Below are 19,893 nucleotides of genomic sequence, written 5' to 3' on the forward strand. Positions count from 1 at the left end.
AAAATGAGACTTATTGGAAATGTGATCTGGTTTCTTCTGGGTGGTGTCATTATGGGCCTTGCGTGGTGGCTCGTAGGTATCATAGCTTTTGTTTCCATAGTGGGAATACCTTGGGGCCGTGCTTGTTTTGTCATAGGAAGTTTTTCATTTTTTCCTTTCGGAAAAGAAGCAATAAGTCGAAAAGAACTGACGGACCAGGAAGACATCGGCACGGGTGCTTTCGGAACACTGGGAAATATTATTTGGTTTGTGCTTGCCGGTCTCTGGTTGGCAATCGGCCATGTTGTTTCTGCTATTGCATGTTTTCTTACAATTATTGGTATTCCATTCAGTATTCAACATTTAAAACTCGCTGGTATTGCACTTTTTCCAATCGGTAAAACTATCGTAACAAAAGAGGTGGCCAGAGCTGCATTGGAAGCAAACGCTAAATCCGCAGTGTCATCTATGCGTGCAAATACATAACCATTCATTCAAACGTACAACGCTGTTTGAATCAAGAACTAGACCTTCTCGGATTTGATCATGTCTAAAGTTACAGTGAAAGGAAAAAAACATTGAACACACCTTCAACAGAAACAAGCCCCCATTCGACGAGTCGGGAATGCTTTTCGTTCCGATTACGCATGTTCGAACAAGGTGCGAAAGAACTTCAAGAGCATATCAGAAGAATAGATGACATCCTGTTTAAAATAAAGACCAGTTCTATAACTGTATGGATCGCTTTGATGGGCTGGTCTTTTACGGAAAAAATATGGCATCTCTTACCGTTTGGCTTTATCGTAATCCTTGGTTTCTGGTTGTTTGAAGGTTACTTTCGGGGCATACAGGCGCGCTATTTACTGTCATCGGGGGAATTAACGTCTTTTCTGAACAATAAATCCCTTGTCAATACATCATTTGACAGCAAAAGCTTTCCGGAAAACATCATTTATCCTATGACATTTGAACGTAGTGAAGGTGAAAAGTTCATGTGGTACATGAAAGGCCTAATCGCTCCTTCTGTTGCGATTCTATATTTCTTCTTATTCTTCTTGAACTTGTTTTTGGTTTATACTTTGACGACTTTAACGTTATGAAAAATTGGGAAACAGCATCATGCAAAAGATTTACAATGAAAGAATGACCGCCAGGCCCGAAGGCGAGTTCGTCGTCTTCCTGATCGGGATGCGCATCAATAAGCCGTGGAAAATCCACAAGTGGCTGCCGGTAGCGCTGGCGATGCCGCGGATGCTCAGGGAGCTGCAGGCGGACCCGGAATTGGGCCTGCTGCACTACGAGCAGTGGTTCGGGCGTACGATCATCCTGGTGCAGTACTGGAAGTCGTTCGAGCACCTGGAGCAGTTCGCGGGGCTCAAAGACGGGGAGCACCCGCCGGCATGGGCAGCTTTCAACAAACGCGTCGGTTCAAGCGGCGACGTCGGTATCTGGCATGAGACCTATGTCGTGCGGCCGGGGCAGTATGAAAATATCTATCATAATATGCCGCAGTTCGGGCTGGCGAAGGCGTTCGGTTTTGTCGAAGCGGAGGGCCGCCATGCATCGGCCAGGGGGCGCCTGGAAGGCGGACGGGGTTAGATCGAGATCTCTTTGATGTCCGCGATGCCCAGCAGCGTCTTGTAGACGGAAGCAACGAGGGCTTTGCGGTTGTAGCGGACGGCTTCGTCCTCGGCGTTGACCATGACGTTGTCGAAGAAAGCGTCGAGCTCCGGTTTCAGGCCGAAGAGCGCGTCGAGCTCCGCTTCGTAGCTGTCATACTCGGCATCGACGACGGCTTTGAAGGCTTTGTAGAGCGCGCCCTCTTCCACCGCCTCGAAACGGCTGAGGTCGATGTTGAGCGAACCGTTGACGTCGAAGTCCTTGGTAATGTTCGCGACACGTTTGAAGGTCGAGAACATCGTCGAGAAGCTATCGGACTCCACAAAGCTCGCAACGGCCTTGATCTTCGCGTCGAGGGAGAGGATCTCCCGTTCGCCGGAAGCAAGGACCGCCGCGACGATGGAAGGGTTGACCTTGTAGTACTGGTTGACCCGCTCGATGAAGAAAGATTCGAGTTTTTCGAAATCGATCCCTTCGTACTTGCTGCCGAGTTCGCGCAGGGTCGCGGCAATGTCAAAGGGCAGGCCGTGGGCCAGGGCAATGCGGACGATCCCGTTGACGGCGCGGCGCAGACCGAAGGGGTCGCGCGAACCGGTCGGGATCTGGTCGACGCTGAAGAGCCCCAGGAGGGTGTCGAGCTTGATCGCAAGGGCCACGAGGGCGCTGAAGCGTGTCGACGGTACCGGGGAGTCCTCGCCTTCGGGGAGGTACTGCTCTTTGATGGCGAGGGCGACTTCGTCCGCCTCGCCAAGCGCCTTCGCGTAGTAGTAGCCCATCAGGCCCTGCAGCTCGGTAAACTCATAGACCATTTCGCTCATCAGGTCGGCCTTGGCCAGTTCGACGGCGCGCTGCAGCAGCTCCTGGTTCATCTCGTAGGAGAGGCTGTTCTCCGCCGTCACGAGGTCGCCGTAGCGCTCAAAGAGGGCGTCGGCGATGTCGTGCTCGCGGTCGATTTTGTTGCGCAGCGTTCCCAGGCCATCCATAAAGACGACCTTCTCCAGCCCCTCGGTACTGAGGCCCTTGTTCAGGTCGTTGTCGTAGAAGAAGAGCCCGTCGGCGAGGCGCGGGCGGAGGACCCGCTCGTTGCCTTCGACGACCTTGCTGAAGTCCTCCGTCAGGGCGTTGGAGACGACGACGAACTGGTTGACGAGTTTGCCGTCTTTGAAAACAGGGAAGTAGCGCTGGTGCTCTTTCATGGAGGTGATGATGACCTCCGGCGGCAGGCGCAGGAAGGTGTCGTCGAAGCTGCCCAGCAGCGGCGTCGGGTGCTCCGTGATGGCGATGACCTCGTCAAGCAGGTCGGCGTCAACCTCGATGGCAATGCCGTGCTCTTTTTCGAGGGCTTCAAACGCATCAATGATCGTCTTGCGGCGGTCGTCGGCGAAGAGCGTGACCGCACCCGATTCGAGCAGCTCGAAGTACTGCTTCTCGTCCGCGACCATCTGCGGCTCGAAGCTGTGCATACGGTGCACGTAGGTGACCGGGGCGCTCTTGACGTTGAAGAGGGTCATGTCGACGCACTCGCCCTCCATCATGACGTTGACCCAGCGGATCGGGCGGATGAAGCTCTCTTCAAGCGACCCCCAACGCATGGATTTACCGAAGCTGAGGCTACGCAGCCACTGGGAGATCATCCCCTCGAGCAGGTCCTTGGAGGGTTGGCCTTTGATCTCTTTTTTATAGTAGAGGACCTCTTTGCCGCCCTTCTCCGCGCGGCCGACCTCGTCCAGCGACACGCCGCATTTGCGCGCGAACCCCTCGGCCGCCTTTGTCGGTTCACCGTCTTTGTAGGCAATGGCAATAGGCGCTCCGAAAAGCTCCTCGGTCGTGTCGTCCTGGGCGGACTTGAACTCGCGGTGCCACAGTACGAGGCGGCGCGGCGTGTAGTAGAACTCGAACTCGCACATCAGCGCGTTTTCCTCGAGCACCTTCGCCCACTTCTTCTCGATGTTTGCAAGCTCGCTCAGCAGCGGTACCGCCGGCAGCTCCTCTACCCCGATTTCGATCAATAGTGTCTTCAGCATATCTATCCCGTCGAATAAAAAGTATCGCGATTTTAGCGCGTGGCAGGTTAAAAGCGGATGATAGCGCCCGCCCCTTGGGGCCATTGCCGCTTAAATCGGCACGCCCCCTCCGTTTTTTTACGCAGGTACCCTATAATAGCACCATATTTCGCCCCGCTTTAAAGGCCTGGACCCATGCTCGATTTTCTCTCCGCGTTCCGCAGCACCGTTATCGGAACGACAGACGCCGACGGTTTCCCCTTCGCCTCCTACGCCCCCTTTGTCCGCGACGATCACCGCTACTACGTCTTTATCAGCGACATCGCGCGCCATGCGGCCAACCTCCGCCGGGAGGGGCGCGCTTCGCTCTTCTTTATAGAGGATGAGTGCAACGCCGAAAACCTCTTTGCACGCAAACGGGTCTCGCTGCAGTGCGAAACGCGCATCGTCCCCCGCGAAGACAAGCGCTTCGACGCCGTCATGTCCCGTTTCAAGGAGACCTTCAGCCCCGAGATGATCGGTGCACTGATGCAGATGCAGGATTTCCACCTCCACGAGTTCACCCCCGTCGGCGGGGAGGCGGTCTTCGGTTTCGGCGAAGCCTACACCCTCGGCGGGGAGCACATGGAAACCCTGCTTCCGCGCCGCGGCGGCGGGCATAAAAAGGGGTGAATCACGCTATGCTGTCGGTAAAGGAGTAGGATGAATTTCGACTGGCTGCAGCTGCTGCTCTTTCATACCTTCGTTATCCTCGGCGAGCTGATGGTCATCGCCTCGCTGCTGCACATGATCTACCAGCGGCGCACCCCATCAAGCATGATGGCATGGATGCTCGCCATCGTGCTGCTGCCCTACCTCGCCGTCCCCCTCTACTTCGTCCTGGGGTCGCGTAAGCGCCGCTCGCGCTACCTCAAGACGGCCTTTGACATGCGCGAGACCGAGGCCGCCGTCACCCAGGCCAACCCCATCGACGGCATCCTGCGCAGCAACGGCATCCCGGGTGCTACCTCCGGCAACCGCTTTACCATGCTCTTCGAGGGGACAGAGGCTTACAGTGCCCTCCTGGAGCAGATCCGTACCGCCCGGGAGAGCATCTGGCTGAGCACCTACGTCTTCAAGCACGACGCGGTGACGGCGGCGCTGGTCGGAGCCCTCATCGCCAAACGGCGTGAAGGGGTCGAAGTGAAGCTCCTCATCGATGCCCTGGGCTCCTGGCCGCTCTACTTCTGGCAGTACCCGCTCAGCGAATTGCGCCAGGCCGGGGCGGAGGTCTGCTTCTTCATGCCGATCCTGCGGATGCCCTTTCGCAACTACATCAACCTCCGCAACCACCGCAAGATCTACCTGTTCGACCGCACGACGGTGCTGACCGGCGGGATGAACCTCTCCGCCGAATACATGGGCCCCGCCGGCGGACGAAAACGGTGGGAAGACCTGCTGTTCCGTATCGAGGGGCCGGCGGCCTACCACTATGTGGAGATCTTCGCCGCCGACTGGGCCTACGCCGCGGAAACGGCGCCACCTCCGCCGGGCACCCCCGTCCGCACCGGCGGCGACACCTACGTGCAGGTCGTCCCCTCCGGCCCCGACGTGCCGGGCGACGCCCTCTTCGAGGCGCTCCTCAGCGCCGTCTACGCCGCCCGGGAACGCATCTGGATCGTCACGCCCTATTTCGTCCCCGACGCTTCGCTGATGCAGGCGCTTGCCATCGCCCATACCAAGGGCGTCGACGTGAAGCTCATCACCCCGCGCGAATCCAACCACCTCCTGGCCGATCTCGCCCGCAGCAGCTATATGCGCGAGCTCGAAGAGGCCGGCATCCATGTCGCCCTCTACGAGGGGGCGATGCTCCATGCCAAAGCGATCCTCTTCGACAACCTCGGCGCCATGCTGGGATCGGTCAACATCGACAACCGCAGCCTCCTGCTCAACTACGAAGTCGTCAGTTTCGCCTACTCCGAACACATCATCGGCGAGACCGAATCGTGGATGCAAAAACTGCTGAAAAATTCCACCACCAGCATCCGCCCCGCCGGGCGGTTCCGGCGGCTCGGGGAGAACCTGATGCGCCTGATCGCACCGCAGCTGTAGCCCCGCTTTTCCGGGCCCTTATGTATTTATTAAATCAGATATAATTTCTCTTATTTATGTTTTATTAAATCTTTGCAGGTGTACAATGCTCGCGTAAATCAAAAACAGAAGGAAATGCCATGCCAACTATCAACCGCTATGTCGACATCGACACTGTCGAGCGCGAAGCAAAAAAAGACTACATCGACCGCCACTCTCCGTTCATCCACTGTGCTGCAACGGCGAAAAAAGGTGAAAAGTTCCCGGTAACAGTCAAAATGGGTAACGAGTATACGCACCCGGACGATCCGGACCACTTCATCGAAAGCATCCGCCTCTTCAACGGCGAAACGCTCCTCGGTGAAGCTTCTTTCACTTCCGGTATGCTCGGCGGCCAGGATATGAAAGGTCACGCAGAAGTGACTTTCAACATCATCCCGAGCAAAAAGATGAAGCTGGTTGCGCAGGCGTACTGTACAAAGCACGGCCTCTGGGAAAACGAGCCGGTCGAAGTCACAGTCGAAGACTGATTTCCCTCTCCCGCCGCGCCTCTGCGGCGGTTTTCTTATAATCCCCTTTTAACACCGCATTCACTATACTCTGATTCATGAAATCGTACCAGAACGCTGCGCTTTTGCAGAACCTTTACCGGCTCAAAGCCCTGGGTTTCGACTACTGCGACCCGGTCATCGTCAACCCCCGCGGCGCCCCTGGGGAGCTTCCCAACGACCTGGGTGCCCTGCAGCACATCGTCAGCAGCTGCCACCTCTGCGACCTGGCCAAGATCCGCCGCCAGAGCATGGTCGGCACGGGCAGCGGCGGCGCGGATCTGATGATCATCGACGCCTACGTCTCGATGGCCCAGGACGAGAGCGGGGAGTACTTCGCCGGCCGCTCCGGGGCCTCGCTCGAGAGCATGATCACCAACGTCCTGGGGCTTGACCCCGCCGCGGTCTACCTGACCCATACCGTCAAGTGCAAAGGGGGCGGGACGCAAAAGCCCACCGCCTCGGAATGCAGCAGCTGCAAGCCCTACTGGCGCAAAGAGATCGAGCTCATCCGTCCCAAAGTCATCGTCACCCTGGGCCCCGACGCCTACCGCATCGTCACCGATGACAGCACCCCTTTCGAACAGGTGCGCGGACACAAGATCGACTATGACAAAGGCACCCTGCTCGTGCCGCTGTACCACCCGCAGTACCTGCTGCGCAACCCGTCGCTCAAAAAGGTGACGTTCTTTGACCTTCAAAACATCAAGGCTGCCCTGTGAAAACCCTTCTGTTTACCCTTCTGCTGCTCCCTGCGCTGCTCTTTGCCCGCAGCGGTGTCGTCTCCGGCATCCCCCTGCCCAAGACCTACGTGCTCAACCTCGACCCCTACGAATGCGACGCCGGGTGCCTCGAAGACCTCGCCGAACATGAGCAGGTCTTCTCCTTCCTCGCGCAGATGCCCGAACCTTCCGAAGACGAGGCCCTGAACGAGCAGCGGCTCATCTACGTCGCGCTCTTCAACATCGACGGCGCCGTCGTCGGGACCGGGGTGCGTTTCGCCCTGCTGCTGCCCGAACGGGTCATCGGACGCTACGCGGCATCGACGACGAACAGCGTGCTCGCGTACCTGCTGGGCAAGAACCGCGATTTCGAGCTCAAGACCTTCAATATCGGTGGAGAATCCCCCGAGGATATCCGCGCCGGGCTCTCGGCCGTCAACCAGGAGCGCTTCCACTACGTCATCGCCCCCTTTACCAAAAGCGGTGCCGAGACCCTCGTACAGCTGCGCCCGCGCTGCAGCGTCTACCTTCCCACCGTCAATATCGCCGATGTCAACGCCACCGAGCTCGAAGAGAACGGCGGGCACTTCTACTTCGGCGGGATCGACTACCGCGCGCAGATCGGGAAGCTGCTGGAGAACGCGACCCCGCCGCTGGTCGTCTTCTATGACAAATCCGCCCTGGGCGAAGAGCTGAAAAACGCGGCGGAGAGCGCCTACCTCGAACGTTTCAGCGACGAAGACCCCCGCAGTTTCGATGCCGCCGGCCGGACCATCTACACCTACCCGATCGACAAGCGGACCACCAACCTGAAGCATATCCTCGATCAGAACGAAAAACTCCAGCACGGCACCTTCCTGCTCAACACCCCGCTGGTCAAAAGCGCGATGATCATGTCCCAGCTCACCCTTTACGATGCGAACGCCACCCAGGTGCTCTCCACGCAGATCGGCTACAACGCCATGCTCTTCGACATCACCCAGCCCCAGGACCGCGAGAACATGCTCGTCGCCAACTCTATCGGGACGCAGAACGGGGTGCTTGTCGAGAGCAACAAACTGCTGCAGAACGACATTGAATACGACTGGATCAATTATGCGACGACGCTGGGGATCGATTATTTCTATTCGCTGGCTGCGGGATCGCCGCGCGAGTACACGGTGCCCATTGAAGACAACCAGGTAGATTACCCCGTCACGCTCTACCGCGCGGGGATTTCACGTTTCACGGTGATGGAGGAGGATGGGGAGTCGCCATTCGACTCACTCTTCTAGCAGGGCCTTCAGTTTTTCCTTCTTGGCGGCATCGAGCCGCCCCACCCGTCCATCGGTCATCAGGTAGACGAGCTGCACGTCGAGGGTAAAAAGCAGCGCGTCTCCGCGCCGCACCTCCTGGTGCATCTGCAGCCCCGTGCCCCTTACAGACACGACTTCCGCAGAGACCTCCAGCAGATCCCCCAGCACCGCCGAACCGAGATAATCCGCTTCGATGTGCCGTACGACAAAGTGCCCCCCTTCGAACAGGGGTGACTCCCCCTTACTGAAAAAGAGCTCGCTGCGGGCACGTTCGCAGAACTTCAGGTAGTTGGCGTAGTAGACGACGCCGCCCACGTCCGTGTCTTCGTAATAGACGCGTATGGTCATACTTTCTTCCTTTCGATACAGCTTGCAGCCGTATTGTATTCAAAACATGCCCGTTCAACACCATCCGGCGCGCGGGTTTGTGACGTCAATGTCACTAAAATGAATAATTTTTGTAATCTTTTTACTGTAGCATCCCGGACCGACAAAACGGCGGGCCTTTTTCCGGCAGCCGAAATCCAACTTGACCAAGTAAAATATCATGCAAAAACCACCCAAACACACTGCACCGGACAGACGTACTTTCCTCAAAAACAGTCTCCTTTTCAGCGGGGCTTCGCTTGCCCTGTTCAACGGATGTGCCTCATCGGATGAGGCGCCGGGCGGCACGGACGATACGGTACCGGCCTTCGCCCCAAAAACCCTCTACGGTGACGGAGGCTGGACTTATGACGTCGATAACCGCCTTCTTGACATTACCTTTTATGAAGCCGAAAACGAAGCCGTGTCGTGGGCCGGGCAGAGCTATACACTCACCGTCACCGCTCTTTTTCCTGATGCCATGTACTGGGAGGAGACGGTAGACGGCCGGCGCTGTCTGATGCAGTGGACCCGTCTCTCCGAGCCTGAAGCAACACCGGCCGCGGGGACATGGGTCAACAGCTACGGCTATCATCTCACACTCCTGGACGACGGAAAGGCCCAGCTCACCTACCTGTACGAAACGGCGACAGGCGACACCTTCTGCGGATTGAACCGGCTGACGCAGCAGCCGTTCCGGCAGGGCATTGCCAGCGGCGAGCCCCAAAGCGGCAGTCTGATCCTCTGGAGCCGCTTTGAAACGGACAATGCCGACACCGTCACCTGGAAGGTATCGAAAACGGCCACCTTCAGCGACATCGTGCAGCGCGGCCAGCTCACCCCCGATGCGCAGAGCGATTACTGCCTGAAGGTGCAGGTGACAGGCCTGGAAGCCGGTACCCGGTACTACTACCGCTTCGAGACAGAGACGCTGACGGACGCCAACGACCGCCCCTACCTCTCCCTGACCGGCAGGGCGAAAACGCTGCCGGCCGCGGACGAAGCAGTACAATCCCTGCGTTTCGCCGTCACCTCCTGTTCCAGCTATCCGCACGGCTACTTCAACGCCTACCGTCAAATGGCGCGTTTTGATGATCTCGATTACGTCATGCACCTGGGCGACTACATTTACGAATATGCGGCAGCGGAGTACGGCAGCGCGGAGGCGATCGCCCAGGGGCGCGTCTACGCACCGGAGAACAACAAGGAGATCACGACGCTCTCCGACTACCGCCTGCGCCACCGCCACCACAAAGAGGATGCGGACCTGCAGCTGCTGCACACCCGCTATACGTTCATCACGACCTGGGATGACCATGAAACGGCGGACAACGCATACGATCCCGACGGCAGCGGGACCGGCGGCGGGGCCGTTAACCATACCGATGCCACAGAGGGTGCCTGGGAGACACGCAAGGCCAACGGGGTGCGCGCCTACAGTGAATGGATGCCGATCGCGCCGATCGCCGACCCGAACGACCCGCAGATCTACCGTGTTTTCGACTTCGGCGACCTGGCGGAGCTGATGATCATGGATACCCGGATCCAGGGCCGGCACAAACAGGCGGACGTCTTCACGGATGCCTATGACGACGCCAGCCGCCGCCTTGTCTCCGAAGCACAGGAGGCCTGGCTGAAAGAGCGTCTCAGCAAGGCAAAGAACGCCGGCCGCACGTGGAAACTGATCGGGCAGCAGGTCATGATGGGCAAATTCCAGGTCCCTATGGGCGCCTTGGCCGCCCGGATCACGGAGCTCGACCCGGCGTCGGCCCAGGCGACCCTCGAGGAACTGATCGCTGCCGGCATCAACCCGGATACCTACCTGTCATTGCTAGAGCAGCTTCCCGGCACAGGGTGGGCAAACGTCTTTAACGTCGACCAGTGGGACGGGTACAATGCCAACCGCCAGCGCATCTGGGACTATATCCGCGACAATGCCATTGACAACGTCGTGGTCCTGACGGGCGATATCCACACCTCCTGGGCCATGGAGTTGGCACAGACCCCCGAAACCTATCTCCTGACCGAGCAGATGGGCACGACGGAGAAATACGGCGTCGAGTTTGTCACCCCCTCGGTCACCTCGCCCGGACTGCCCAATACCGAAGGGCTCCTTGAAGGGTTCATCTCCACATACGACCCGCATATCAAATTCACGGATCTCTCGAACAAAGGGTATATGCTGCTGGAACTGACGCCGGAAAAGAGCAGCGCCACATGGTATTTTGTAGAGAATATTCTGGATGTCGCCAATGAGCATCAGCGGATCGCCGCGCGCTTCAGCGTCGCGAACGGCTCCCGTGACCTGGTGGACGAGCTGGCATAGGGGCACCGGCGCTGCCGCCGCAGCGCAAGCACAGGGCTATTTGTACATCAGTTCGTAGTACTCGTGGGCCATCCGGCCCGAATCGAATTTCGGGATGACATCGGACATCGCACGCTTCATCATGTGCGTCCACTGGTCGGGATGTTCGTAATAGAGCGGGATGATCTGATCTTCCAGCATATCCATGAGGTTTTTGTTGTCCTCGCGGTCCTGTTCCTCCGTCGGGGTGCTGTGATCGATCGGCGGGATGGTAAAGGCGTTCATCCCGTTGATGGCGAATTCGGGGTGCCAGCCGTCATCGGTGGAGAGGTGCAGCGTCCCGTTCATACTCGCGCTCATCCCGCTCGTACCGCTCGCTTCGCGGGAGACCCGCGGCGTATTGAGCCAGACGTCGCTTCCCTTTTTCAAAACCGCGGAAAGCTCCAGCTCGTACCCCGTCAGGACCGCCATCCGTTTGAACTGGTGGCTGATGTGGATCAGCTCGTTAAAGAGGTTCACGGCGCTGGAGTCGAACGGGTACGGTTTCCCGGCCCAGATCACCTGGATAGGCTGGTCTTCACGCTCGATCAGGGTTTTAAAACGTTCAAAATCGAGTTTGAGAAGCCCGGGGCGTTTGTACTCGGCGAAACGGCGCCCCCAGACGATGGTGAGGATATCGGGATCGAACATCTTCCCCGTCTGGTCGGCGACGATGTTGAAGAGCTGGCGCTTGAGGTGTTTTTTGCGGGCCAGCAGTTCGTAATCCTCGTGGCTGTCGAGGGCGGCCTGCATCCCCTTGTCCGTCCAGTAGCGGCGGTTCTGGGCGTTGGTGATCGAGATGATCTCCGAACGGCCCTCGCAGTCCGCCCACATACGGTTCGCCACCTCCCCGTGGAACTTGGAGACGGCGTTGGTGATCTTCGCTGCCCGCAGGGCCCCGACGGTCAGGTTGAAGTTCTCACCCTGCTCGCCTGTAAGCTCTCGGACCTCTTCGAGCGAGAGGCCGTTAAAGAAGCCGAAACGGTGCAGCAGGTGGATATTGTGCTCCTCGTTTCCGGCCGCTTCGGGCGTGTGGGTCGTAAAGGCGACATGCTCTTTCAGTGCCGCAAGCGAGCCGTAGCGCTTGTAGAGTTCGTAGGCCAGCGGAAGCGCGTGTCCCTCGTTGAGGTGGTAGATCTCCACTTGGTGTTTGAGGGCCTCCAGGACCCGGACACCGCCGATGCCCAAGACGATCTCCTGGGAGATACGCGTCTCCTCGTTGGCATCGTAGAGTTTGTGGGTGATGGTACGGGCCAGGAAGTCGTTTTCGGGAATATCCGTCGACAACAGGATGACCGGGGCCGACGAAAAGATGTCCGGCGGCAGGTAATAGGCCTTGATATGGACATCCTCTCCATGGATCTTTACCGTGGCGCAGATGCCGAGGTCTTTGAGGAAGTAGTAGTGCTTGCGGATAAAGTTGATCTTGAGGCTGCGGTCTTCGTGCCGCCCCTGGTCATAGTAGCCGTAGCTCCACATAATCCCCACACCGATCATGTTCTGACGCAGGTCGTAGGCGCTGCGCATGTGCGAGCCTGCCAGGAAACCCAGGCCGCCGGAATAGACTTTCAGGGCCTGGTGAATGGCGAACTCCATGGAGAAGTAGGCAACGGGCTTGGCATACTTAGGGTCGAAGTCGTAGTCATGCAGGATCATAGCGATCAGCCTTTGTCTGTAAATGTTTCGTAAAGAATCACCTTGCCAAGCTCGACGCCCGGCTGGTCATAGGTGTTGACCAACAGCATCGCGCCGACGAGGGAGGTCAGAAGTTCATAGTAGATAATCATGGTACCGACGCTCGCGGCATCGATCTGTTCAATGACGATGCCGTCCGTTGGCACGCCGCTGCGCACGAGGCTTTCACGGGTGGCGGCGCACTGGGCGTTGATCAGGGTGTTGAAGCTCTTGCCGTTGATGAAGTCGGTCTTTTCAATGTGCTTGAGCGAGATCTCCGGGACCGTGAGCGGTGCGCCGAAATCCTCGATGCTGATAAAGGTGACAGTCTTGTCTTTGGGCCCTTCGATCAGCAGCTGCAGGAAGGAGTGCTGGTCCACCGAACCGATCAGCCCCACCGGCGTCATACCGACGTGCGACCCCATCGCATCGATCTTGCCCAGGGACTCGCCCCAGAGCTGGACGTACCACTTGGTAAAGTTCTCCAGGTCGTTGGCGTAGGAGAAGAGGACGTTGACGGAGTGCTCCCGGTCATGTTCGTAGATGAAACACGCCTTCTCCAGCAGGTGCTGCTCTTTGCCCTCGAAGAAGGAGCCGAGGAAGCTTCCCGCCCCCGCCAGCAGCGCCGCCGTATCGTAACCCGCCAGCGTCAGGGGGATGATACCCACGGCGCTGAGGACGGAAAAGCGTCCGCCGACGTTGTCGGGGATGTTGAACTGCCCCAGGCCGTAGGCGTCGCCGAACTGCGAGAGGCTGGAACCTTTATCCGTAATGACGAAGACCCGCTCGCGGTCCGCACCCTCAAGCTCCAGGCCGAAGTGCGCGATCAGCGTCTTGAAGATGGAGGTCGTTTCGATCGTGCCGCCGGATTTGGAGATGACAATGAAGAGTGTCTTCTCCCTGGTCAGCTTCGCCATCGTACGGGTGATATCGATGGGGTCGGAGTTTTCGAAAAAGTGCAGCGCGCGGGTTTTGTCGCCCCGGGAGTCCAGCAGCGAATCCACCGCCTTGATCCCCAGTGAAGAGCCGCCGATGCCGATGACGGCGATGTCCGTGATCGCCCCCGATGCCAGCAGGCTGTTCTGCGTCTCCAGCGCCTTGGCCGCTTCCACCAGCGCCTGGGAACCCTCCGGAAGGTCATAATAGCCGATCCGTCCCTTGTGCTCTTCGGTCACGACGGCAAACGCCTCCTCCATCACCCGCTGCTGTGCCTCGGTACCCTCAAACGTAAAATCGCGATCAAAACGTAACATTGTCATCCCTCTCAAAATTGTTAATATCAGTATAGCCCTGGTTTGGCTGAAAAAGCACCACTGTGCTGTATTACTATTGTGCAGTCCGCTTTTTCAGGTAGACGACGGCCATCGGCGGCAGCGTCATTGCCAGCGAGAACGGCCGGCCGTACATCGGCGTCGCTTCGGCATGGATCACGCCGTCGTTGCCGATCTCCCACCCTTCGTAATCCTTGGCCTGGGAGTTGAATATCTCCACGTATTCGCCGCCGTCGGGGAGTGCGAGCCGGTACCCTTCGCGCGTCTCGTCGGCAAAGTTGCAGACGACGTAGACCGTCTCGTCGGGGTTGTCGCTTTTGCGCATGAAGCTGATGCAGTTATGGCTGTAATCGGCGTCGTCGATCCACTCGAAGCCTTTACGCTCCACGTCGTTCAGGTAGAGTGCCGGTTCGCTGCGGTAGAGCCGGTTGAGTTCGGCCATCATCTTCTGCAGCCCCTGGTGCAACGGGAATTCCAGCAGGTGCCACTCGAGGCTGTGCTTGTAGGCCCACTCGGCGTACTGGGCGAACTCCCCGCCCATGAAGAGCAGCTTCTTGCCCGGGTGGGCCATCATGTAGCCGTACAGTGCGCGCAGGTTGGCGAACTTCTGGTTGGTATCGCCGGGCATCTTGTTGATCAGCGATCCCTTCATATGGACCACCTCGTCGTGGCTCAGCGGCAGCATGAAGTTCTCGTCGAAGGCGTACCACATGCTGAAGGTGAGCTGATCGTGGTGATGCTGGCGGTAGACCGGGTCGCGGTGCATATAGGCGAGCGTATCGTGCATCCACCCCATGTTCCATTTGAAGCCGAACCCGAGCCCGCCGACCTCGATCGGACGCGTCACCATCGGCCAGGCCGTCGACTCCTCCGCGATCATCATGATGTCCGGGAAGGCGCCGTAAGCCGCCGTGTTGAGCTGGCGCAGGAAGGCGACCGCTTCGAGGTTCTCGTTGCCGCCGTGTTCGTTGGGGACCCACTCGCCCTCTTCGCGGGCGTAGTTGAGGTAGAGCATCGAGGCGACGGCGTCGACGCGGATCCCGTCGATATGGTACTTCTCCAGCCAGAAGAGCGCGGAGCTGATCAGGAAGGCGCGCACTTCGTTGCGGCCGTAGTTGAAGATGATGCTGCCCCACTCCGGGTGGTACCCCTGCCGCGGATCCTCGTGCTCGTACAGCGCGGTGCCGTCAAAGTTGATCAGCCCGTGCATATCGACGGCGAAGTGCGACGGCACCCAGTCCATAATGACGCCGATGCCGTTTTGGTGCAGCGCGTCGATCAGGTGCATCAGATCCTGCGGTTCCCCGTAGCGCGACGTCGCGCTGTAATAACCCGTCACCTGATAGCCCCAGGAGCCGTAATAGGGGTATTCGGTCAGCGGCATGAACTCGACGTGGGTGTAGTTCATCTCCTTGAGGTAGGCCACCAGCTCCTCGGCCAGTTCGCGGTAGGTCAGGTAGCGGTCCCCCTCCTCGACCTTGCGGCGCCAGGAACCCAGGTGCATCTCGTAGACGCTGACGGGGGCGTCGTGGCGGTTGTGCAGCCCGCGCGTTTCCATCCATCCGCCGTCGTTCCAGCCGTAGCCGTCCAGCTCCCAGATGCGCGACGCGGAGTTGGAGGGCACTTCCGCGTAGAAGGCGAACGGGTCGGCCTTGTCGTGCACGATGTTATGGAACTTCGAGACGATATGGTACTTGTAGGTCAGTCCCGCTTCGACCCCTTCGATGTACCCTTCCCAGATCCCCGAACCGTCCCCGCGCAACTGCAGCGGGTGGCGCTGGGTATCGTAATCGTTGAAATCCCCCCGGACGCTGACGCGTTCGGCATTGGGCGCCCAGACGGCGAAATAGACGCCGTGTGTGCCCTCGCGCTCCATAAAGTGCGCCCCCATCTTCTCGTAAAGCTTGGTGTGGGTCCCCTCTTTGAAGAGGTAGATGTCCATCTCGGTAAACCGGGAGATGTCGTAGTGGATCGTCATGGTGGCTCCGTTTATTGGTGGCGGCTGCTGCGCCGCCCGCCGATGATATGGCAGTAAATGTCGCTGTAGGCTTCCGCCGCGACTTCCCAGTCGAAACGCTCCGCCATCGCATTGAGACGCATCTGGTCGATGGCGTCCGGGTCTTCATACCAGGTCTCTACCGCCCATTTGACGGTATTGGTCAGCGCATCCGGCGTTGCGAAATCGAACTTGAAGCCGGTACCGCTCTGCCCGTCACTGCCGTAGTTCTCGATCGTATCATCCAGCCCGCCGGTGGCGCGTACGATGGGCAGCGTGCCGTAGCGGAGGCTGTAGATCTGGTTCAGGCCGCAGGGCTCAAAGATCGACGGCATCAGGAACATGTCGCTGCCCGCCTCGATACGGTGCGCCAGGTCGTTGCGATAGCCGATGTAGCAGGCGAACTTTCCGGGGTACTTGGCGGCCACGTCGCTGAAGAAGTGTTCCGCCCACTTTTCGCCCGTGCCCAGCAGCACGATCTGCACATCCAGCTCCATCAGGTTCCAGACCGCCCCGGCGAGCAGCCCGATCCCTTTTTGCTCCGCAAGCCGCCCCACCAGGCCGATCAGCGGTACGTCCGCACGTTCGGGCAGGTTGAACTCGCGCTGCAGATCTGCTTTGCAGACCGCTTTGCCGGCGAGCTTGTCCGCATCGAACTGTTTCGCGATAAAGGGGTCGACCGCCGGGCTCCACTCGTCGTAATCGACCCCGTTGAGAATGCCGTAGAGCTTGTGGGCGTTGGCGTCAATGAGCCCTTCCAGTCCCCAGCCGAACTCCGCCGTGCGGATCTCGTTGGCGTATTTGCGGCTGACGGCATTGACGGCGTCGGCGTGCACGATGCCCGCTTTGAGCAGATTCACCCCGCCGAACTCTTCGAGTTCGTCGGCGTTGTAGTGCTCCCAGCCGACGCCAAGCACATCCATCGCCCCCTTGTAGAACTTGCCCTGGTGCTGGAGGTTGTGGATCGTCAGCAGCGTACCGGTGTCTTCAAAATCGGGGTCGAAGGCGTAGGTGGTGTTGAGCAGCAGCGGGATCGAAGCCGTATGCCAGTCGTTGGCATGGATGACGTCGGGTTTGAAGCGCAGCATTTTTGCCAGCTGGAACACCGCTTTGGAGAAGAAGATGAAACGGTTGTCGTTGTCACCGTAGGCCTGGCCGTCTTCGTCGTAGAGCCCTTTACGGCCGAAAAAGCCCTCGTGCTCGATAAAGTAGACGGGGACATCGCTGCCGGGCAGTACCCCTTCGTAAACGGCCGCCCAGGCTTCGCCCATGCTGCCCATCGGTACGCCGAGGGAGCCCTTGAGCTTCTTGAGCTTGTACTTCTCGATGTCAACGATGTAGTAACGCGGCATGACGACGCGCACGTCGTGGCCCAGGGCCTTCAGCGCCTTGGGAAGCGCGCCGGCGACATCGGCGAGACCGCCGCTCTTAGCGAAAGGGACGACTTCGGACGCCGCCAGAAGAATATTGAATGATGTCATGCAATGCCTCGTGTTGAAATACGGAATGTCCCGGACGCGATAAAGGGAGTCATTTTACCGCGCTCCCGCTGATTTTCCGGTACAGAGCGGCGTACGCCGAGGCACTTTGGCCCCAGGAGACGTCCGCCTTCATATTGTGGGTTGCGGCCTTTGACCACGCCTTCGTATCGCGGTAGAGCCCCAGGGCCGTTTCAAAGGCCGCCATCAGGGCGTCCGGCGTCGCTTCGTCGAAGGGGATGCCGCAGGGGATGGGTGCGCCCGGCACGGTCGCAACCGGGGCGACCGTATCGGCAAGCCCCCCGACGGCATGGACGACCGGTACGGCGCCGTAGTGGGCCGCGATAAGCTGGTTCAGCCCGCAGGGTTCGAACAGGGAGGGCATCAGCAGGAAATCCGCCGCCGCGTACATGCGGTGGGCCAGCCCCTCGTCGTAGCCGAAAAAGAGATGGATGTTCGGATGCGCTTCCGCCGCCGCCTCGAACCGGGGATGGTACTGGGGTTCGCCTTCGCCCAGGATGGCGATGTTGCAGGGCAGCGACGCCATCTGCGGCAGCGCCTCGAGGAGCAGGTCGATCCCCTTCTGCCAGGTAAAGCGCCCGATAAAGATGAACAGCGGCAGCTCCGCGTCGGTGAGCCCCGCTTCTGAGAGGTAGCGCTGTTTGTTCGAGCGCTTGCCCCGCGGCGTCTTGTAGGGGCGGAAAAGCGCACGGTCCTCCCCCGGTGCGAAATGTTCCGTATCAATCCCGTTCGCGATACCGGTCACTTTGGCGCGGTGGTGCTGCAGGTACCCCTCCAGCCCGCAGCCGAAGCGGTGGGTGAGGATCTCCTCCGCGTAGGTGGGGCTCACTGTCGTCACGGCATCGGCATACCCTATTCCCGCCTTCATCAGGTTGATCCGGCCGTAAAATTCGATCCCCTCGTGGGTGAAATGGCGTTTGTCGATGCCCAGCTCCGTGAGGGCCACTTTCGGGAAATCCCCCTGGTAGGCAAGGTTGTGGATCGTATAGACGGTTGCAGCGTTCAGGGTCTCATCCTCGGCAATGATGAGGGCTGCCAAAGCCGTCTGCCAGTCGTTGAGATGGACGATGTCGCTCTGCAGGCGCCGGGCAAGCTCCGTGACCGCATAACTGAAGAGGCCGAAACGCTGCGCGTTGTCGTCGTACCCCTCCCCCGGCGGGCCGTAGAGGTAATCGCGGTCGCAGAGCTGGGGTTCATAGAGGAAGCGGTAGGCGCGTCCCTCAAAGCAGCTCTCATAGACGGAGACGGTCCGCCGCTCCGTGCCCAGCATGACGTCGAAGAAATCCGTCGGCCCCTCAATGGCGAATTGCTGCCGGTCAACCGTGTGGTACAGCGGCATCACCACCGTCACCTCGAACGTCTCCGCCAGGGCCTTGGGCAGGCTGTAGCCGACGTCCGCCAGACCGCCGGTCTTCGCGAATGGGTACACCTCGCTGGCCGCGAAGAGCACCTTCGGCTTACGCATCAGCGTCACCCCGCAGCAGTCTGGCCGCCGTTTCGGGGGCGACGGGGTTGATCATCATCTGCGTCGAGAGCTCGAAACCGCCGTGCCGGTAGAGCCGCGGCTGGATACGGAGCATGAACCGGAACATGTCGTCCGTCGTCGCATTGGGCGCGGCGCCGTCGGGGTGATGGAACGGAGGGGTCACGATCTCGATGTTAAAGGCCAGGCATCCCAGCTGCCGTTCCAGTTTCGAAAGGACCTCCAGCAGCAGCGGTGCCAACGCCTCGAAATCCTTCGGCGCAAGCGTGTCGATCTGTCCGCGCAGTGTTTCCGGGGCGATGATCACCTCGAACGGGTAGGCGCTTGCAAAGGGGCAGTAGGCCGTATAACCGCCCTGCTCCGCGATAATGCGTTCGCCCGCCTGGCGCTCATGGCTGATGATGGAGGCGACCAGCGCCGTGCCGTGTTCGCGGAAATAGCGTGCGCCGCGTTCATAATAGGCGCGCTTCACTTCCGGGAGGATCGGCAATCCGATGAGCTGGGTGTGCGAATGGGGCTGGGTCGCCCCCGCATCGCTCCCCTCGTTCTTGAACAGGGAGATATACCCGATGCGGATGTCCCGCCGCAGGTCCGCAACCCGTCTCCCCAGGGTGGTCAGCCAGTCGACGACCTCCTGCTCGCTCCACTGCGTCATGGAAGTGCGGTGCTCCGGCGTGTCGATGACCACTTCATGCGCCCCGAACCCTTCATGGTATTCGAAGATCCCGTAGTGGTGCTTGTGGGGCGTCTCGATCTGCACGGCCTTGTAGAGGTTGGGAACGACGCGGGTCTTCCACCCCGGCTCGTTCGCAAAGCTCCCCGCGCTTCTCAGCGCGAAGATCTCCGGCGGCGTCAGGGACTCGTTCCCCTCACAGAAGGGGCATTTGGCGACGTGGCGGTGCGATTTGACGCGTTTGGGGATGCAGTCGGGACGGTGGAGCCGTTCGGGCGCCACAAGGACATGCGCGTCGTGAAGCTTGTCGTATCGGATCTCAGACATTGCCGTCCCTTTGCATCAGATAT

At 59.4% G+C, this 19,893-nt stretch carries 17 protein-coding genes; 9 read left to right on the plus strand and 8 right to left on the minus strand.

Translation table 11 applies throughout. The features are described from left to right. Positions 1–3 precede the first annotated feature (3 nt). The 3 genes from ACXWTF_RS07025 to ACXWTF_RS07035 all read left to right on the plus strand — a co-directional run bounded on the left by ACXWTF_RS07025 (position 4) and on the right by ACXWTF_RS07035 (position 1,578). Positions 4–465 (plus strand): YccF domain-containing protein, encoded by a 462-nt coding sequence (locus ACXWTF_RS07025; RefSeq protein WP_461714290.1) that lies wholly within the window; start codon positions 4–6, stop codon positions 463–465. Positions 466–557: 92 nt separating this feature from the next. Further along, positions 558–1,079 (plus strand): hypothetical protein, encoded by a 522-nt coding sequence (locus tag ACXWTF_RS07030; protein ID WP_461714291.1) that lies wholly within the window; start codon positions 558–560, stop codon positions 1,077–1,079. A 43-nt stretch (positions 1,080–1,122) separates the two neighbouring features. Further along, entirely contained in the window at positions 1,123–1,578 is a 456-nt protein-coding gene (locus tag ACXWTF_RS07035) for a DUF4188 domain-containing protein (RefSeq protein WP_461714292.1), read from the plus strand. On the opposite strand, the gene glyS is transcribed toward ACXWTF_RS07035, so the two are convergent. Further along, complete coding sequence (glyS, locus tag ACXWTF_RS07040) at positions 1,575–3,623, minus strand: glycine--tRNA ligase subunit beta (RefSeq protein WP_461714293.1); 2,049 nt, start codon at positions 3,621–3,623, stop codon at positions 1,575–1,577. The genes ACXWTF_RS07035 and glyS overlap by 4 nt on opposite strands. A 174-nt stretch (positions 3,624–3,797) precedes the next feature. On the opposite strand from glyS, the gene ACXWTF_RS07045 reads away from it, so the two are divergent. From ACXWTF_RS07045 to ACXWTF_RS07065, 5 genes are all read left to right on the plus strand, one after another. Beyond that, on the plus strand, positions 3,798–4,274 hold the full coding sequence (locus tag ACXWTF_RS07045; RefSeq protein WP_461714294.1) for a HugZ family pyridoxamine 5'-phosphate oxidase: 477 nt from the start codon (positions 3,798–3,800) through the stop codon (positions 4,272–4,274). 30 nt (positions 4,275–4,304) lie between these two features. Next, positions 4,305–5,693, plus strand: a complete 1,389-nt coding sequence (locus tag ACXWTF_RS07050; RefSeq protein WP_461714295.1) for a phospholipase D-like domain-containing protein — start codon at positions 4,305–4,307, stop codon at positions 5,691–5,693. Positions 5,694–5,812: 119 nt separating this feature from the next. Beyond that, positions 5,813–6,202 (plus strand): class II SORL domain-containing protein, encoded by a 390-nt coding sequence (locus ACXWTF_RS07055; protein WP_345986872.1) that lies wholly within the window; start codon positions 5,813–5,815, stop codon positions 6,200–6,202. A gap of 77 nt (positions 6,203–6,279) precedes the next feature. Continuing rightward, positions 6,280–6,942: a uracil-DNA glycosylase gene (locus ACXWTF_RS07060; protein WP_461714296.1), complete on the plus strand. Its 663-nt coding sequence runs from the start codon at positions 6,280–6,282 to the stop codon at positions 6,940–6,942. Further along, complete coding sequence (locus ACXWTF_RS07065; protein ID WP_461714297.1) at positions 6,939–8,216, plus strand: type 1 periplasmic-binding domain-containing protein; 1,278 nt, start codon at positions 6,939–6,941, stop codon at positions 8,214–8,216. Before ACXWTF_RS07060 ends, ACXWTF_RS07065 begins: the two co-directional genes overlap by 4 nt. Here ACXWTF_RS07065 and ACXWTF_RS07070 read toward each other — a convergent pair. Then, entirely contained in the window at positions 8,205–8,585 is a 381-nt protein-coding gene (locus tag ACXWTF_RS07070; RefSeq protein WP_461714298.1) for a YbgC/FadM family acyl-CoA thioesterase, read from the minus strand. The genes ACXWTF_RS07065 and ACXWTF_RS07070 overlap by 12 nt on opposite strands. Before the next feature lie 199 nt (positions 8,586–8,784). Between ACXWTF_RS07070 and ACXWTF_RS07075 the strand changes: the two genes are divergently transcribed. After that, complete coding sequence (locus ACXWTF_RS07075; protein ID WP_461714299.1) at positions 8,785–10,929, plus strand: alkaline phosphatase D family protein; 2,145 nt, start codon at positions 8,785–8,787, stop codon at positions 10,927–10,929. Positions 10,930–10,965: 36 nt separating this feature from the next. Here ACXWTF_RS07075 and glgP read toward each other — a convergent pair whose 3' ends face one another. From glgP to ACXWTF_RS07105, 6 genes are all read right to left on the minus strand, one after another. Next, positions 10,966–12,603 carry an alpha-glucan family phosphorylase gene (glgP, locus tag ACXWTF_RS07080; protein WP_461714300.1) on the minus strand — a complete coding sequence of 546 codons (1,638 nt, stop codon included), beginning with the start codon at positions 12,601–12,603 and terminating at the stop codon, positions 10,966–10,968. A 5-nt stretch (positions 12,604–12,608) separates the two neighbouring features. Further along, positions 12,609–13,874, minus strand: coding sequence for a glucose-6-phosphate isomerase (locus ACXWTF_RS07085; RefSeq protein ID WP_461714301.1), 1,266 nt, complete (start codon positions 13,872–13,874; stop codon positions 12,609–12,611). Between the two features lie 73 nt (positions 13,875–13,947). Beyond that, the gene (glgB, locus tag ACXWTF_RS07090; protein ID WP_461714302.1) at positions 13,948–15,870 is read right to left on the minus strand and encodes a 1,4-alpha-glucan branching protein GlgB; all 1,923 of its coding nucleotides are present in this window, start codon (positions 15,868–15,870) and stop codon (positions 13,948–13,950) included. Between the two features lie 11 nt (positions 15,871–15,881). Further along, the gene (gene glgA / locus ACXWTF_RS07095; RefSeq protein WP_461714303.1) at positions 15,882–17,369 is read right to left on the minus strand and encodes a glycogen synthase GlgA; all 1,488 of its coding nucleotides are present in this window, start codon (positions 17,367–17,369) and stop codon (positions 15,882–15,884) included. A 49-nt stretch (positions 17,370–17,418) separates the two neighbouring features. After that, positions 17,419–18,852 (minus strand): glycogen synthase, encoded by a 1,434-nt coding sequence (locus tag ACXWTF_RS07100; RefSeq protein WP_461714304.1) that lies wholly within the window; start codon positions 18,850–18,852, stop codon positions 17,419–17,421. Continuing rightward, a complete protein-coding gene (locus ACXWTF_RS07105) occupies positions 18,845–19,870 on the minus strand; it encodes a galactose-1-phosphate uridylyltransferase (protein ID WP_461714305.1) in 1,026 nt (341 codons plus the stop codon). Before ACXWTF_RS07105 ends, ACXWTF_RS07100 begins: the two co-directional genes overlap by 8 nt. Between the last annotated feature and the right edge of the window lie 23 nt (positions 19,871–19,893).

Source organism: Thiomicrolovo sp. ZZH C-3 (genome assembly GCF_054862725.1).